The sequence below is a fragment of the Pseudomonas sp. E1MeOHC2 genome (genome assembly GCF_058745025.1).
This window is the reverse complement of the sequence record NZ_CP196675.1, coordinates 1,453,812-1,469,140: the sequence shown is the minus strand read 5'-3', so window position 1 is coordinate 1,469,140 and position 15,329 is coordinate 1,453,812. Positions and strand designations below refer to the sequence as shown.

15 protein-coding genes are annotated in these 15,329 nt (G+C 63.9%); 8 read left to right on the top strand and 7 right to left on the bottom strand.

Features of this window, described 5'->3' with window-relative positions; genetic code table 11:
• Positions 1-87 precede the first annotated feature (87 nt).
• Entirely contained in the window at positions 88-351 is a 264-nt protein-coding gene (locus tag ACSSU5_RS06515; protein WP_264311623.1) for a YebG family protein, read from the bottom strand.
• Between the two features lie 231 nt (positions 352-582).
• Between ACSSU5_RS06515 and ACSSU5_RS06510 the strand changes: the two genes are divergently transcribed.
• A complete protein-coding gene (locus ACSSU5_RS06510; RefSeq protein ID WP_264311624.1) occupies positions 583-1,053 on the top strand; it encodes a phosphate-starvation-inducible protein PsiE in 471 nt (156 codons plus the stop codon).
• 89 nt (positions 1,054-1,142) lie between these two features.
• Here ACSSU5_RS06510 and ACSSU5_RS06505 read toward each other — a convergent pair whose 3' ends face one another.
• The 4 genes from ACSSU5_RS06505 to ACSSU5_RS06490 all read right to left on the bottom strand — a co-directional run bounded on the left by ACSSU5_RS06505 (position 1,143) and on the right by ACSSU5_RS06490 (position 5,662).
• A complete protein-coding gene (locus ACSSU5_RS06505) occupies positions 1,143-1,490 on the bottom strand; it encodes an HPF/RaiA family ribosome-associated protein (RefSeq protein WP_264311625.1) in 348 nt (115 codons plus the stop codon).
• A 180-nt stretch (positions 1,491-1,670) separates the two neighbouring features.
• Positions 1,671-3,995, bottom strand: a complete 2,325-nt coding sequence (fecA, locus tag ACSSU5_RS06500; protein WP_492560832.1) for a TonB-dependent Fe(3+) dicitrate receptor FecA — start codon at positions 3,993-3,995, stop codon at positions 1,671-1,673.
• Positions 3,996-4,244: 249 nt separating this feature from the next.
• Positions 4,245-5,171: a FecR domain-containing protein gene (locus ACSSU5_RS06495; protein WP_264311627.1), complete on the bottom strand. Its 927-nt coding sequence runs from the start codon at positions 5,169-5,171 to the stop codon at positions 4,245-4,247.
• Positions 5,168-5,662, bottom strand: a complete 495-nt coding sequence (locus ACSSU5_RS06490; RefSeq protein ID WP_264313866.1) for a sigma-70 family RNA polymerase sigma factor — start codon at positions 5,660-5,662, stop codon at positions 5,168-5,170. The genes ACSSU5_RS06495 and ACSSU5_RS06490 overlap by 4 nt, the downstream gene beginning before the upstream one ends.
• 193 nt (positions 5,663-5,855) lie before the next feature.
• Here ACSSU5_RS06490 and ACSSU5_RS06485 point away from each other — a divergent pair, with 193 nt between their 5' ends.
• The 6 genes from ACSSU5_RS06485 (at position 5,856) to ACSSU5_RS06460 (ending at position 12,170) form a co-directional block, all read left to right on the top strand.
• Positions 5,856-6,161 carry a DUF3649 domain-containing protein gene (locus tag ACSSU5_RS06485; RefSeq protein ID WP_264311628.1) on the top strand — a complete coding sequence of 102 codons (306 nt, stop codon included), beginning with the start codon at positions 5,856-5,858 and terminating at the stop codon, positions 6,159-6,161.
• Entirely contained in the window at positions 6,158-7,735 is a 1,578-nt protein-coding gene (locus ACSSU5_RS06480) for a PepSY-associated TM helix domain-containing protein (RefSeq protein ID WP_492560831.1), read from the top strand. Before ACSSU5_RS06485 ends, ACSSU5_RS06480 begins: the two co-directional genes overlap by 4 nt.
• Positions 7,735-8,061, top strand: coding sequence for a DUF3325 domain-containing protein (locus ACSSU5_RS06475; RefSeq protein WP_264311630.1), 327 nt, complete (start codon positions 7,735-7,737; stop codon positions 8,059-8,061). Before ACSSU5_RS06480 ends, ACSSU5_RS06475 begins: the two co-directional genes overlap by 1 nt.
• Positions 8,062-8,083: 22 nt before the next feature.
• Positions 8,084-8,641 carry an RNA polymerase sigma factor gene (locus ACSSU5_RS06470; RefSeq protein ID WP_492560830.1) on the top strand — a complete coding sequence of 186 codons (558 nt, stop codon included), beginning with the start codon at positions 8,084-8,086 and terminating at the stop codon, positions 8,639-8,641.
• The gene (locus ACSSU5_RS06465) at positions 8,638-9,621 is read left to right on the top strand and encodes a FecR family protein (RefSeq protein ID WP_264311632.1); all 984 of its coding nucleotides are present in this window, start codon (positions 8,638-8,640) and stop codon (positions 9,619-9,621) included. Before ACSSU5_RS06470 ends, ACSSU5_RS06465 begins: the two co-directional genes overlap by 4 nt.
• Before the next feature lie 158 nt (positions 9,622-9,779).
• Positions 9,780-12,170, top strand: coding sequence for a TonB-dependent siderophore receptor (locus tag ACSSU5_RS06460; RefSeq protein ID WP_492560829.1), 2,391 nt, complete (start codon positions 9,780-9,782; stop codon positions 12,168-12,170).
• A 126-nt stretch (positions 12,171-12,296) separates the two neighbouring features.
• On the opposite strand, the gene ACSSU5_RS06455 is transcribed toward ACSSU5_RS06460, so the two are convergent.
• Positions 12,297-13,172: a helix-turn-helix domain-containing protein gene (locus ACSSU5_RS06455; RefSeq protein ID WP_492560828.1), complete on the bottom strand. Its 876-nt coding sequence runs from the start codon at positions 13,170-13,172 to the stop codon at positions 12,297-12,299.
• A 253-nt stretch (positions 13,173-13,425) separates the two neighbouring features.
• Here ACSSU5_RS06455 and ACSSU5_RS06450 point away from each other — a divergent pair, with 253 nt between their 5' ends.
• The gene (locus tag ACSSU5_RS06450; protein ID WP_492560827.1) at positions 13,426-14,322 is read left to right on the top strand and encodes a DMT family transporter; all 897 of its coding nucleotides are present in this window, start codon (positions 13,426-13,428) and stop codon (positions 14,320-14,322) included.
• Between the two features lie 9 nt (positions 14,323-14,331).
• On the opposite strand, the gene ACSSU5_RS06445 is transcribed toward ACSSU5_RS06450, so the two are convergent.
• Positions 14,332-15,306 carry a 2-hydroxyacid dehydrogenase gene (locus tag ACSSU5_RS06445; RefSeq protein WP_492560826.1) on the bottom strand — a complete coding sequence of 325 codons (975 nt, stop codon included), beginning with the start codon at positions 15,304-15,306 and terminating at the stop codon, positions 14,332-14,334.
• Between the last annotated feature and the right edge of the window lie 23 nt (positions 15,307-15,329).

Here is a 15,329-nt window from a genome sequence, read left to right as displayed (position 1 = left end):
GATGCCATCTACCGCGTGGGCCCATTCGCGAGACAAGTCGGACCGCCGCATCGCCGCTCCCACACTGTTCTGAGTAAGGCAGCGCAGTTATTCGGCCGCTTGGCCTTCGAGCAACTCTGCTAACGCATCTGGCTGGCTCTTGAACGCCCGGGCGAACACGTCGCGGTTCTTGGCCATATAGATACCGGCCTCTTCGACCTGTTGCTCAGTCAGCGATGGCACCGCCTTGTGCAACACTTCGGCCAGGCGCTCGGCCAGTTCGAGCATCTTGTCGTGACGGTCTGCTTCGGCCTTATCCATGAACAAGCGCTCCGGGTCGCGGCTGCTGCGGTACACCACTTCGACGGCCATTCATCACCTCTATGCCTTTTTGCTGGTTGGGTTGCGTTTTACTGTGTTTTTATACAGTAATGGCATCGGGCATCGTGCGCAACCAGAATCTTGCGGCAAAAGCGTAGCCCACAGGTGCCTTGCGGCAATTGGTCGCCTTCCAAGGCGAGGGCCTGGCCCTTTAACTGCATGGCACAAGCGTCACACAGGTGACGCATCATCCTTCATGGCGTATCGGGGAATGGGACAATCGTGAACATCAAATGGGCTGAAAAGCTGCGCAAGGGCCTGCACGGCTCGGCCGACTCGCTGGGCAACTTGTGTGTCGAGGCATTCCATTATCTGGCGCTGTTCGGCATCGGCGCCATTACCGCCTACGCGGCGGTGGTGACGTTTCTGGACATGCTCGGCAAGGGGGGGATCAGTGTCGATGACATCCTGCTGCTGTTCATCTACCTGGAGCTGGGGGCCATGGTCGGGATCTACTTCAAGACCAACCACATGCCCATTCGCTTCCTGCTGTACGTGGCGATCACCGCGTTGACGCGCCTGCTGATCGGCGATGTTTCGCACCACAAGGCGCCGGATGAGGGGCTGTTGTACCTGTGTGGTGGCATCCTGTTGCTGGCGTTCTCGATCCTGGTGGTGCGCTACGCGTCGTACCGCTACCCCTCGACCAAGGTACTGGATGCCAACGGCAAGGAAGTGGAGGAGGGCAAGTAGCCCTCAGTTGGCCACGCGCGTTGGTTCAGCACCACTGTTTGGCAGAAACGAAAACGCCCGGCTCTAGGCCGGGCGTTTTATTGCAACCATCAGGCGTCGGGGTCACTCAGTTCCAGCACGCCGCGCTTGCTGCGCAACTTGCCGTAGAAGTGCTCAAGCGCATGGTTGAGCTTGGTGGCGGCACCATCGACCGCCTGGTCCAGCGAGGTGGCGGTGTGGGTCACGGAAATCGGTTGGTGGCCTTTGGGGCGAGCCTCCATTTGGCAACGTTTGTCATGCGGTCCGGGCTTGGTGCCGTTCTCGTCGCGCAGGTGGACCTCGATGCGGGTGAGGTCGTCCTCGTAACGTTCGAGTGAGCTTTCCAGCGTACTGCGGACCCACTCGTCGAGCCGGGCGTTACCTTCGATATGGTTGCTGCTGTTGACCTGGATTTGCATGATTCAATCCTTATTCAGCTTGCTCGCATGGAGGCGCGCCTAGGCCCTTGAGACCCTTGGAATTTCTGCGCCTCTTGACTCTAAGGTCAGGCAACGGCGAAATGATTTCAAGCCCTTTTTGAAAATAAACTTCTTGTTGCAAATGCACGGCGAGGGCCGCAAGGCGACCCTCAGGTTTGGTCAGAACGCCACAGAGGTCTGCACGTACAGGGTCCGTGGTTCACCCACGTACTTGCCCTTGTTGTTATCGTCGAACGAACGCGTGTAGTACTCGCGGTTGAACAGGTTCTTCACCCCTACCGCCACCTTCAGGTTCGACAGCTGCGGGCCAAAGTCATACCCGGCACGGGTGCTGACCAGCATGTAGCCGGGGATACGCCCGGTGCTGCCATCGGCACTTTCCTCGCCGGTGTTGGCGTTGTCGGCATATTGGCTGCTCTGGAAGCTGCCATCCAGGTCCAATTGCCATGGGCCTTCGGTGTAACCGACGCCCAGCGTGCCATTGTGCCGTGACGAGAACGGCACCTGGTTGCCCTTGTTCGGCCCGTCTTCGCGAATGGTGGCGTCGACGAACGCATAGCTGGCGTGCACATCGAAGCCGGCCAGTGCCGGGCTAAGGCCGTCGAGGGCATAGCGGATGCTGGTCTCGATGCCTTGGTGCCGGGTCTCGCCGCGTGCGATCACCGAATCGTTGGTCTGGTTGCTTTCGTACTGGTTGTCGAAGTTGATCAGAAACGCGCCGATCTCCGCCTGTAGGTCGCCATTGTCGTAGCGTGTGCCGACTTCCCAGGTACGGGCCTTCTCCGGTTTCACTTCGCCGCTGCTGACGCGGTTGGGCATCTGGCTGTACTGCACGCTGCCGAACGAACCCTCGGTGTTGGCATACAGGTTCCAGGTGTCGGTCAGGTGGTACATCACATTCAGTGCCGGCAAGGCGGTGTTGTAGCTGCCCTGGTAGCGCTGGCCGTTGAGCGTGTTGTTCTGCTCGGAGTCGATCATCTCGTAGCGCACGCCCGGGGTGATGGTCCAGCGGCCGATGTCGATGCGGTCATCCAGGTAGATGGCATGGGCTTCGGTGCTGCCGCGGGTGTCGCGGTCGTTGCGGCTGGCGGTGGTCGGCAGGTCGCCGTTGACCGGCTCTCGGAAGCGCAGTTCGTGGCCGGCTTCGTTGACATAGCGGTAGCCGATGCCCAGCTCGTGCCAGCTGTCACCCAGCGCAACGCCCTGAGAGAAGCGGGTCTCGATACCGCGCACCCAGTATTCGCGTGGCGACAGCGAAACGAAGCTGCCCTGATCGAGGTAGCCGCTGCGCAGGGTTTTGGTGAAGAAGCTGTTGACGCTGAACTGGCGGTCGTCCTGCTTGTAGTCGTAGCCGACGTTGACCAGCGTGCGACGCCCCCAGAACTTGTCCTTCAGGCGCGTTGACTGGTAGGGGTCGGCAGCGAAATCGGCGCTGCTCAGGCCACCGGGCATGTCGGCTTCGCCCTCGTAGTACTGGGCCATGGCGTGCAGGCTGTTGGCTTCGTCGAGCTGCAGCTTGCCCTTGAGGATCAGGTCGTCGATCTGCGTGTCGCTGTGCTCGCGCCAATCGCCGCCACGGGTGCCGGAGTAGAGCAGGGCGCCGCCCAAACCATTGGCATTGGTGCCACCGACCAGCAGGTTGGCGCTGTTCTTGAAACCGTCATGGCTTGAGGATGGGCTGATCTGGTTTTGCATGGCGGCCTTGAACGTCGCCTGCTCGGGGATCGCCCGGGTCACGAAGTTGACGATGCCGCCGACATTCTGCGGGCCGTAGCGCACCGCGCCGCCGCCGCGCACCACGTCCACGGCATCCATGTTGCCCATGCTGATCGGCGCCAGCGACAGCTGAGGCTGGCCATACGGCGCGAAGGGCACCGGGATGCCGTCCATGAGCACAGTGGAGCGTGACGCCAACCGTGGGTTGAGGCCACGGATGCCAAAGTTCAGTGCCAGGTCATGGCTGCCGGTGCCGTTGTTGTCCGGCGCGTTCACCCCAGGCATACGGTTGAGCACTTCACGGGCGGTGGTCGCGCCGCTGCGTTCGAATGCCTCACGGCGCACGACGTCGCGGGCGCCAGCGTGTTCGAAGACGTTGTCCTGCTGGGCTTCGGCCAACCAGTCGCCGACCACCGTCGAGGCCCCCAGCTCAACCGGGGCGCCTGCAGTGGCGGCGCCCAGCGGTTGCAGGCTGAAGGCGTTGTCGGTTTCCTGCCGGGCCTGCAGGCCGCTGCCGTGCAGCAGCGAGTCGAGGCCCTGGCGTACGTCATACTGGCCGTCCAGGCCTTGCGTGTGCATGCCTTGGGTCAGTTGCGAGCCGAACGAAATCAGTGCGCCGCTCTCGCGACCGAACTGGTTGAGGGCGTCTTCAAGGGAACCGGCGGCAATGTGGTAGCTGCGTGCTTCGGCGTGGGCCGCGGGTGTGGCAAGGCCGAGGGTGGTGGCGAGCAGTAGGGCGTGGACGAGGGGGCTGGGGCGCAACGGCATGGGTGAGGTCCTGATGAAAGGGTTCTGCCTTGTCTGTCACGCGAGGGTTGGCAAATGGCTCAGGTGAGTGCAAAAAAATGTGTGGCAGTAGTTGGGGCTGCTGTGCAGCTCATCGCAGGCAAGCCAGCTCCCACAGGGCCAGCAACCCTTTCACGGGTGGCGCTGTATCTGTGGGAGATTGCCCAGCCTACAGTGGTCATTGTGGGAGCTGGCTTGCCTGCGATGGGGCGCGCAGCGGCCCCGGCAATCTCACGTCAGGCTATCGACCGTCACCCAGTACCGGGTAAACCGCCGCACCCGCACCGGCAACGCCACCTCCAGCATCTGCAGGATCCGCTCACTGTCATCCAGCGGATAAGACCCGGAAATCCGCAGGTCGGCGACCCGGTCGCTGCACCCCAGTTGCCCCTGCCGGTAGCGACCGAGCTCGGCGAGAAAATCCCCCAGGCGCATCTGTGACGCTACCAGCATGCCGTCGACCCAGGCCCCGGCATTGCGCTCCAGCGCTGTGATCGCCCGCCAACCGTTGCCCGCCAAGCGAGCCTGTTGCCCTGCCAGCAAGGCGTGGCCAGAAACGCTGGCGGTACCACTGAACACTGATACCAAACTGAACCCGTCGTACTGGCGTACGTTGAAGCGTCCGCTGTCCATGCGCAGCGCACCTTCGCCGGTGCGCAGCAGCAACGGCCGCGCATCCTTGGCTACCTCCAGCGCCAGCTCGCCTTCGCGCAGATGCACCACACGCTGTTGCCCATCGAAGCGCACGTCGGCGGCGCTGCGGGTATTGAGTTGCAGCACGCTGCCGTCTTCCAGGTTCATCCGCCGACGCTGGCCGACCGGGCTGCGGTAATCGGCCATCAGCCCCGGCAAAGGGTTGTGCTGCTGCAGCCCCAACCCGGTGGCACTGGCCACACCCACCAGCAGCAGTACCTTCAGTGCCCGTCGCCGGGCGGCAGATTGCGGCGCCTGCAACGTCGCGTGCACGACCGGCGAGGCCACACCGCGTAGCCGTTGGTTGACCTGTTGAATATGCGCCCAGGCACGCTGGTGCTCGTGATCGGCCTGTAACCAGTGATCCAGCGCCAGCTGTTGGGCATGGTCGAAATCATCACCCTGGGACTCGATCAACCAGTGCACGGCCTGCTCGGCCACCTGCGGCGAGAATTGGGTATTCACAGGGCGAAGTAACAGCGCATGGCCGCCTTGTTCAGGTAGCGTTTGACCGTGGCCAGCGACACGTCCAGCTCACGCGCAATTTCGCCCTGGCCCAGGCCATCGACCTGGGCCAGCAGGAAGGCGCGCTTGACCAGCGCTGGCAGGCCATCAAGCAGGCGATCGAGCTCCAGCAGCGTCTCGAAGATGATCGCTTTGTGTTCCTCGCTCGGTGCCACGTCTTCCGGCACCTGGGCCAAGGCCTCAAGGTAGGCGCGCTCCAGTTCCTGGCGGCGCAAGTGGTTGCACAGTACCCGCTTGGCCACAGTGGCCAGGAACGCCCGTGGTTCGATCAATTGCGGCGTCTCGCGGGCCTGCAGCAAGCGTACGTAGGTGTCCTGCGCCAGGTCCGCGGCACTCTGCGGGCAGCCCAGGCGGCGGCGCAACCAGCCGGTCAGCCAGTTGTGATGGGCGTGAAAGAGGCCTTCGACCGTTGAAGAGAGGGCGCTGGACACCGTGTACTCCGGCGCCTGAATGCGCGACTGGAAGTAAGAATTGTTCGCATTGTAGTGATCGACCCTGCTCACGGCAATCCTCCAGGGCTTCACCGTCAGCGTGTCGGCGATGGGCGGCGCAGCAGTGCAAGGCTTTGCATATGAGAATTGAAATCATTATTATTGCAGCCCCGAAAACGCCCGGACCTCCGCCATGAAGAGCAAAGCCGCCGGTCTCCCGCTCAGCTACCGACTGGCCGTGGCCTCACGTTGCCTGGCCGCCGTGCTGGGCGGTTATCTGCTGGCATCCATGGCCAGTATCAGCATCGCTTTGCTGGCGCCTATGCCGCGTGTCGATGCGACCCTCACCGGCCTGCTGCTGTCATTCGTCTTCTACCTGCTGGCCTTCATCTGGTGCTTTGCCTGCCGCAGCGCCTGGCGTGCCTGGTTTGGCGTGCTGGGGCCGAGCCTGGTGCTGGGTGTGGTCAGCGGTTTTGCCCATTGGATGAAGAACCCATGAAAGAAGGCTTCCGCCAGGCCATGGCCTGGTTGCACACCTGGACCGGGCTGATCTTCGGCTGGCTGCTGTTCGCCATCTTCCTCACCGGCACGCTGTCGTACTTCAAGGAAGAGATCAATCACTGGACCCAACCCGAAGTGCGCAGCCATGCGCTCGACCCGGTGAACAGCCTGGGCCTGGCCCAGCGCTACCTGGAGGCCAACGCCGCGCACGCCAGCAGTTGGATGATCCGCTTGCCCAATGAGCGCGAGGCTGCGCTGAACGTAGGCTGGCGCGACCCTGAGGCCGGGCGGCGCGGTTTTGTCAGCAAGCGCCTCGACGCGCAGACCGGCCAGCCGGTCGAGGCCCGCGACAGCCGGGGTGGCGAGTTCTTCTACCGCTTCCACTTCCAACTCGAAATGCCGCACCCGTTCGGCCGCTGGCTGTCGACGTTCTGCGCCTTCATCATGCTGGTGGGCCTGGTTACCGGGATCATCACCCACAAGAAGATCTTCAAGGAGTTCTTCACCTTCCGCCCAGGCAAAGGCCAGCGCTCCTGGCTGGACGGGCACAACGCGATTGGCGTGCTGGTGCTGCCGTTCCACCTGATGATCAGCTACAGCAGCCTGGTGCTGTTCATGTACATGGTGATGCCTGCCGGCATCATGGCCAGTTATGGCGGCAACAGCGGCGAGTACTTCAATGAGCTGTTCGGCCGTGACGATGCGCCCAAGGCTGCCAACGTCGTGATGCCGCTGGTGCCCTTGCCGACGCTGTACGCCAAGGTTCAGGAACAGGTGCCGGGTGCGCGCATCGGTTACATCCAGCTGCAGAACCCCGGTGACGGCAATGCGCGGGTCACCTTCACCCAGGCCTCCGCCGACAACGTCGCCTACAGGCGCAGCGCCAACTGGACCTTCGACGGTGTCAGCGGTGCGTTGTTGAGCCAAGGTGCGCCAGAGACCGGCGCGATGATGACGGCCTTCAGCTTCGCCGGCCTGCACATGGGCAACTTCGCTGGCCCCTGGCTGCGTTGGCTGTACTTCTTCTTCGGTGTGGCCGGTACTGCAGTGATCGGCACAGGCTTGGTGATGTGGCTGGGCAAGCGTCAGCTCAAGCATGCCAAGAGTGCGCACATGCCGGGCGAATTGCGCCTGGTCGAGGTGCTCAACATTGCCAGCATGAGTGGCCTGCTGCTGGCGGTGGCGGGGTTCTTCTGGGCCAATCGGCTGGTCCCCGCAGCGCTGGAAGGCCGCGCCGACTGGGAGGTCAACACGTTCTTCCTGGTTTGGGCACTGTCGCTGGTGCATGCCGTGCTGCGATCCGGCCGCCGCGCCTGGGGCGAGCAACTGGCGCTGGGCGCGCTGGCCTTTGCCTTGCTGCCGCTGGTCAATGGCCTGACCACCGGCCAAGGCCTCGATCAGTCGTTGCAGGTTGGTGACTGGGCCATGGCGGGGTTCGACCTCACGGCGCTGGCTACCGGCCTGTTCCTGGCCTGGGCGGCCCGCAAGATGTTGCGCGCCCCTAAGCCTGTGGCCAAGCGCGCTTCGCGCGGGGCAAAAAAACCGGTTACTGACGTGGTCGAGGTGGGCTGATGCTGGGGATTGCACTGATCGGCTTCGCCGGCTTCGTGGCCCTGTGCCTGGCCATGGAAAAGCACTTCAGCGAGCTGCTGGGCCGCAAGCCGCGCCCGCAACAGGTGCGTTTGCTGCGCGTCGGTGGCTGGCTGCTGTTGCTGCTGTCGCTGGTGCTCAGCGTGCACCTGCGGGGCTGGGCCCATGGCCTGGTCGAGTGGATCGCGGTGTTGATGGCGGGGGTGACCCTCTGGGTGTTCGGCCTGCCGTACCAGCCGCGTCTGTTGCTGGGCCTGGCCGCCGCCAGCCTGGTGCTTGGCCCGCTGCTGGCCGTGCTGGCTGTGTGAGCGCTTGAGCGAGCCGGCAGACATGCTCGAACCTGACGCCGACAGCGCCAGCGGGCGCGCGCGTTTCGTCCAGGTGTTCCTGGCGCAGCGGGCGTGCATGGAGGCACTGGTGAGCCGCCGGGTCGGCTGTCGGGCGACGGCATCGGACCTGGTCCAGGAGTTGTTCCTGCGGTTCTGGCGCCGCCCCGAGGTCAAGGTCGAAGCACTGGACACCTACCTGCTGCGCTGCGCCGGCAACCTTGCCATCGACCACCTGCGCAGCGAAGGCAGCCGTGGGCGGGTGGCTGAAGCCACGCAGGCCGTGGATGAGCAGTCCAGCGTCCCGGAGCCTGATCAAGCCCTGGAAATCGATCACGACCTGCAGCGCATCGAGGCTGCATTGCGTGCCTTGCCCGAACGTACGCGGCAGATCTTTCTGCTCAACCGCATCCACGGTTGCAAGTACAGCGAGATCGCCACGGCCATGCAACTGTCCCAGAGCGCCGTTGAAAAGCATATGATGCGCGCCCTCGAAGCGTGCAAGGCGAGTATCGCCGAGCCCGCATCCACCCTGCGCAGGCCTGGGAGCGCCCGTCGATGAGCCGTCCGAATCCGATCACTGCCGCGCAGTCACAGGCGGCGCTGCAGTGGCTGAGCCGCATTAACGAGCAGCCTGAGCAAGCCCATGGCGTGGCGTTCAAGCGTTGGTTGCTGGCCGACCCGGGGCATCGTGAGGCGTACGCACAGGCTCAGGCGCTGTGGCAGATGAGCGCGGTGCCAGCGGCGCGGCTGGCCGATGAAGCGCGCGAAGGCCTGCAACCGTATCTGGATGCCATGGCCAAGGCACCTGCCCGAGGCCGCTGGCGGTACCGGGCCGTGGCCTTCGCGGCGGCAGCCTGCCTGGTGCTGGCGGTCGGCACTGCAGGCGGTTGGCACCCTGGCTTCTGGCTGCAGGACTTGCAGGCCGACTACAGCAGCACGGGGCAAGTCCGCCAGGTGACCCTGCCGGACCAATCGCAGGTGACGTTGGATGCGGGCAGTGCCATTGCAGTCGACTTTGCCCATGGCGAGCGCCGTGTGCGGCTGCTGCGCGGGGCGGCGTTCTTCCAGGTCACCCACACCGGCGAGCCGTTTCTGGTAGCCGCCGCAGGCGGTGAAGTGCGGGTGCTGGGGACCCAGTTCGAGGTGCGAGAACAGGGTGACGGCGCGCAGGTGACGGTGCGCAGTGGGCGGGTTGCGGTGCAGCCCGAGCCAGGCGAGGTTGCCCGTGAACTGACGGCCAATCAGCAGCTGGCTTACCTTGACGGCCGAGCGGGTACCCCCTTGAGCGTGGACAGCGAGAGCCGTCTGGCCTGGCGCCAGGGATGGTTGAATTACTACCAGGTGCCGTTGGCGCAGGTGGTCGAGGACCTCGGGCGCTACTATCCGGGGCGCATTGTGCTGCTCGACGGTGAGTTGGGGCAGCGTAAGGTCAGTGGCAGTTTCCCGGTGCAAGCGCCTTTGGCAGCACTCGACTCACTCGGCAACGTGATGGGCTTTTCCCGCCAGACCGTATTGGGGCGTTTGACGATTATCCGCTAGACACCTGTGCCAGAACCTGTGGGAGCGGGCTTGCCCGCGAAGAGGCCGGCCCAGGTAAAAAATTTGAAATAACGGATGAGGTAACAGGACGTGGCATCCGTGTAATGAGTGGAAGTGCGATTAATTCGCAATCGACACCCACTTACAGGTCAGCGTCCATGAAGTTCACCCCGCGTTGCGTCCACCTCTGGCTCGGTCTTTCACTGTTACCGGTCATCGCCATCGCACCGCTGGCCGTGGCCGCCGAGCATGTGCAGGCATACACCTTCGCCCAGCCGAGCCAGCCTCTGGCCCAGGCGCTCAATGCCTTCAGCCGCGCTACCGGCCAGAGCGTGGTCTACACCCTTGAGCTTCCAGGCCTGCAAGCACCCGCCCTCAACGGCACCTTCAGCGCAGAGCAGGCGCTGCAGCAATTGCTGGGCACGTCCGGCCTGACCTGGCGCCGCGTCGATGCACGCACCCTGACCCTCGAAACCATGAACAACGAAGGGGCACTGAACCTGCAGGCCACCACCGTGACCTCGCAGATGGACGTCTACAGCTACCAGCCCCCGGCCACCGCCTCGATCATGCGCGGCCAGGGCCCGAACCAGGACATCCCCCAGGCCATCAACGTGGTCCCGGCACAGGTCATTCGCGACCAGGCCCCACGCAACCTCGATGACGCCTTGACCAACGTCAGCGGCATCACCCAGGGCAACAACTTTGGCGGCACCTCCGACACCGTGATGAAGCGCGGCTTTGGTGACAACCGCGACGGCTCGATCATGCGTGATGGCATGCCCATCGTGCAGGGCCGTAGCCTGAATGCCAGCACCGAGCGCGTCGAAGTGCTCAAAGGCCCGGCCTCGTTGCTGTATGGCATCCAGGACCCAGGCGGGGTCATCAACGTGGTCAGCAAGCGCCCACAACTGCAGCAGTACAACGCACTGACGGTGCGTGGCTCGACCTACGGCAGCGGCAAGCATGGCAGCGGTGGTGGTTTCGACAGCACCGGCGCACTCGGCGACAGCAACTTCGCCTACCGCCTGATCGTCGATCACGAGGATGAGGATTACTGGCGCAACTTCGGCGTGCACCGCGAATCGCTGGTGGCGCCGTCGCTGGCCTGGCTGGGTGAGGCCACCCAGGTGGTGGTGGCGTACGAGCACCGCGAGTTTCTTTACCCGTTCGACCGTGGCACGGCATTTGGCAGCAATGGCCACCCGTTGGACATTCCGGCCACGCGTCGCCTGGACGAGCCGTTCAACGACATGCAAGGGCGCTCCGACCTGTACCGCCTGGAGGTCGATCACCAGTTGGCCGACGACTGGAAGCTGCATTTTGGTTACAGCTTCAACCGCGAGACCTACGACGCCAGCCAAGTCCGTATAACCGGCGTCAACGAAGCCAAGGGCACGCTGACGCGCAGCATCGACGGCACGCACAACGCCATGAGCCGCGACCAGTTCGCCACCCTGAGCCTGACGGGCAATGTGCAGGTGGGCGGCCTGCAGCATGACCTGTTGTTCGGCCTCGATCACGAAGACCGCAAGGTGTTTCGTGGCGACCTGATTCGCCAGACCGCGCAGTCCAGCTTCAGCTATGTGAACCCGGTCTACGGCCAGGAAGTGGAGGGCAGCAGCGTGCGCGCCAGCGACAGCGACCAGACCGACAAGCTGCGCACCGACGCGCTGTTCGTGCAGGATGCCCTGCACCTGGACGAGCACTGGATTCTGGTGGCAGGTGCGCGCTTTCAGCAGTTCGACCAGTACGCAGGCCGCGGGCGCCCGTTCAAGGCCAATACCGACACCAGCGGCCAGGCCTGGGTGCCGCATGCCGGTATTGTCTACAAAGTCGATGAGCAGCTTTCGTTCTATGGCAGCTACAGCGAGTCGTTCAAGCCCAACTCCAGCATTGCGCCGCTGACCGGTGGTGTGGTGCTGGACGCCTCGGTGGCGCCAGAGGAGGGCAAGTCGTGGGAGCTGGGCGCCAAGTTGGACATGCCGGGCAGCCTGACCGGTACCCTGGCGCTGTTCGACATCACCAAGCGCAATGTGTTGGTCGCCAATTTCGACAGTGGGACTGGCGAGACGGTGTATAGCAACGCGGGCGAGGTCAATTCACGGGGTGTGGAGCTTGACCTGACCGGGCAGCTCAGCGAGCGCTGGAGCCTGATCGGCAGCTATGCCTTTACCGATGCCAAGGTCACCAAAGACCCGGACCTTGAGGGCAACCGCCTGCAGAACGTGGCCAAGCACAGTGGCTCGCTGTCGGCGGTGTATGACTTTGGCAGTTTGTTCGGAGGCGACCGGCTGCGCTTTGGTGCTGGGGCCCGTTATGTGGGCGAGCGTTCGGGCAACTCGACCAACACTTTCGATTTGCCCAGCTATACCGTCGCCGATGCCTTTGCCACTTACGAGACCAAGCTCGACGAACACAACGTGCGCCTGCAGTTGAACGTGAAGAACCTGTTCGACAAGGTTTACTACAGCTCGGCGGTGAACCAGTACTTTGTCGCGGTTGGCGATGCGCGGCAGGTGAGCCTTTCCAGCACCTTCGAGTTCTGAGGTAGTGGGGCTGCTTTGCAGCCCTTCGCGGGCAAGCCCGCTCCCACAGGTACGGTGTCGCTCTTCAGGGCTGCACTTTTTCTGTGGGAGCGGGCTTGCCCGCGAAGGGCCGCAAAGCGGCCCCAATCAACTGTTGAAGGCTGCGCGATAGTCGCCAGGCGTCGCGCCGAGCGCCTGGCGAAACCGGTTGCTGAAATGGCTGGCACTGGCAAACCCGCACAGCAACGCAACCTCTCCCAGCGCAAGCTGACCGAGACGCAGCAGCTGGCAAGCGCGGTGCAGCCGCCGAGCCAGCAGGTATTGGTGCGGCGGCAGGCCAAAGCTTGTGCGGAACATGCGCGCGAAGTGGTACTCGGAGAGGTTGCAGCGCACGGCCAGTTCGCCGAGGGTGATGGGCTGGTCCAGGTGCGCCTCGATGTACTCCACCAACTGCCGACGCAGATTCGGCGCCAACCCGCCTTTCAAGCGCAATCCCTGACGTAGCCCAACCTGGCTGAGCACCGCGTGGTCGACGATTTCATGTGCCAGGCTGCTGGCCAACAGGCGCTCGCCGGGCTCCTCCCAGGCCAGGCTGATCAACTGGCGAAAGCGCGCCGACTGTTGTGGGTCGTCGAGAAAGGTCGCCTCCTGTAGCTGCAATTCTCGTGGTTCGCGGTCAAGCAGGCGGACGCAGCCGAGGGCGAACTGCGCCTCGCTGATGTACAGGTGCGCCAGGCGGATCGCGCCATTGACCACCCAGTTCGACTCATGGCCTGCCGGCATGATGCACAGCTTGTTCGGCGCACCCTTGTCGGCCGGGCGCTGGCGGCGAAAAGTGCCGGTGCCGTCGGCGATGTAGCACGACAGCGTGTGATGGCTTGGCGCCTGGTAGTCGCGGACATCGTCGCGGTTGTGCCACAGCGCCGCAGCCAAGCCATCGCCCAGGTGCGCGCTCAGCTCCAGACGGGCGTGGGGCGAGGCGTGCATGGCGTTGAAGACTTGCAACTGGGAGAGTGGGGTCATGGGCGATTCCTCTGGGGCCATCGTACTGCGCTTGTGCGGTGGTGACAGCTAGCGGAGATGGAAAAGCGCAAGTTTGTGCAAGCGCAGGGCAGTGGCCTGGGGGAACACTGGTGGCCCTGGCGAGGGCTGCGCCCTCGATTCGCGGGACAAGCCCGCTCCCACAGAATCCGAAGACTGCTCGGTAACTTGTGGGAGCGGGCTTGCCCCGCGAAGCGCCGGGCACCGATTTTGAAAGGCCCAAGGAATCACCGCCATGAACCTGTCCCTGTACCTGCTCACCGTCCTGATCTGGGGCACCACCTGGATCGCCCTGAAACTGCAGCTGGGCGTAGTCGCCATCCCGGTCTCGATCGTCTACCGCTTTGCCCTGGCCGGCTTGATCCTGTTCGCCATCCTGTTGCTCACCCGCCGCCTGCAACCGATGAACCGCCGCGGCCACCTGATCTGCCTGGCCCAGGGCCTATGCCTATTCTGCGTCAATTTCATGTGCTTTCTCACTGCCAGCCAGTGGATCGCCAGCGGCCTGATCGCCGTGGTGTTCTCCACCGCAACCCTGTGGAACGCACTCAACGCTCGGGTGTTCTTCGGCCAGAAGATCGCCGCCAACGTGCTGGGTGGCGGGGCATTGGGGCTGCTGGGCCTGGGCCTGCTGTTCTGGCCAGAACTCGGCCACCATGCGGCCAGCCGTGAAACACTTTACGGCCTCGGCCTGGCCCTGCTCGGCACGCTGTGCTTCTCGGCCGGCAACATGCTGTCGAGCATGCAGCAGAAAGCCGGGCTCAAACCCATGACCACCAATGCCTGGGGCATGGTCTATGGCGCGGCGATGTTGACGGTGTATTGCCTGTTCAGCGGCATTCCCTTCGCCATGGAATGGAACACCCGCTATATCGGGTCGCTGATGTACCTGGTAATCCCAGGTTCAGTGATCGGCTTCACCGCCTACCTGACGCTGGTCGGGCGTATGGGCCCGGAGCGCGCGGCCTATTGCACGGTGCTGTTCCCGTTGGTGGCGTTGAATGTGTCGGCGTTTGCCGAAGGGTACCAGTGGACGGCCCCAGCCTTACTGGGGCTCGTCGCGGTCATGGCGGGTAACGTGCTGGTGTTTCGTAAGCCTAGGGTCAAGCCGACAGTGGTGCTGGCTCGCTAGGGCGAATGATCAGCCCTTCCACACCTGCGGGTTTACCAGGTCCCGCGGACGCTCGCCCAACAGCGCCGCGCGCAGGTTGTCCATCGCCCGGTTGGCCATGGCCTCGCGGGTTTCGGCGGTGGCCGAGCCGACGTGCGGCAGGGTCAGGGCGTTGGGTAGCTTGAACAGCGGCGACGCGCTCAGCGGTTCTTTCTCGTACACATCCAGGCCGGCACCGCGAATCGTGCCGTTCTGCAGGGCTTCGATCAGCGCCGCTTCGTCGACCACCGGGCCGCGGGCGATGTTTATCAGGAAGGCGCTTGGCTTCATCAGCTTCAGCTCACGCTCACCGATCAGCTTGCGGGTGGCGTCGGACAACGGCACCACGATGCAGACGAAATCGGCTTCGGCCAGCAATTGCTCCAGGCTGCGGAACTGCGCGCCCAGCTCTTGCTCCAGCGCGGCCTTGCGGCTGTTGCCGGTATAGATGACCGGCATGTTGAAGCCGAACCGGCCGCGACGGGCAATGGCCGCGCCGATGTTACCCATGCCGACGATACCCAGGGTCTTGCCGTGCACATCGCTGCCGAAGTGCGCCGGGCCGACGGTGGCCTGCCACTGGCCGGCCTTGGTCCAGGCGTCCAGCTCGGCCGTGCGGCGAGCGCAGCCCATGATCAGCGAGAAGCCAAGGTCTGCGGTGCTTTCGGTCAGTACGTCGGGGGTGTTGGTCAGGGCGATGCCGCGCTCATTGAAGTAGTCGACGTCATAGTTGTCGTAGCCGACCGAGACGCTGGAGACCACTTCAAGCTTGGCCGCGCCTTCGAGCTGTGTACGGCCAAGCTTGCGCCCGACGCCGATCAGGCCGTGGGCTTCGGGCAGGGCTTCGTTGAACTGAGCGTTGATGTCGCCGAGCTTGGGGTTCGGCAGGATCACGTTGAAGTCTTGCTGCAGGCGCTCGGCCATGGCCGGGGTGATACGGCTGAAGGCCAGGACGGTCTTTTTCATCGGGCTACTTCTCTGCAAGGCGG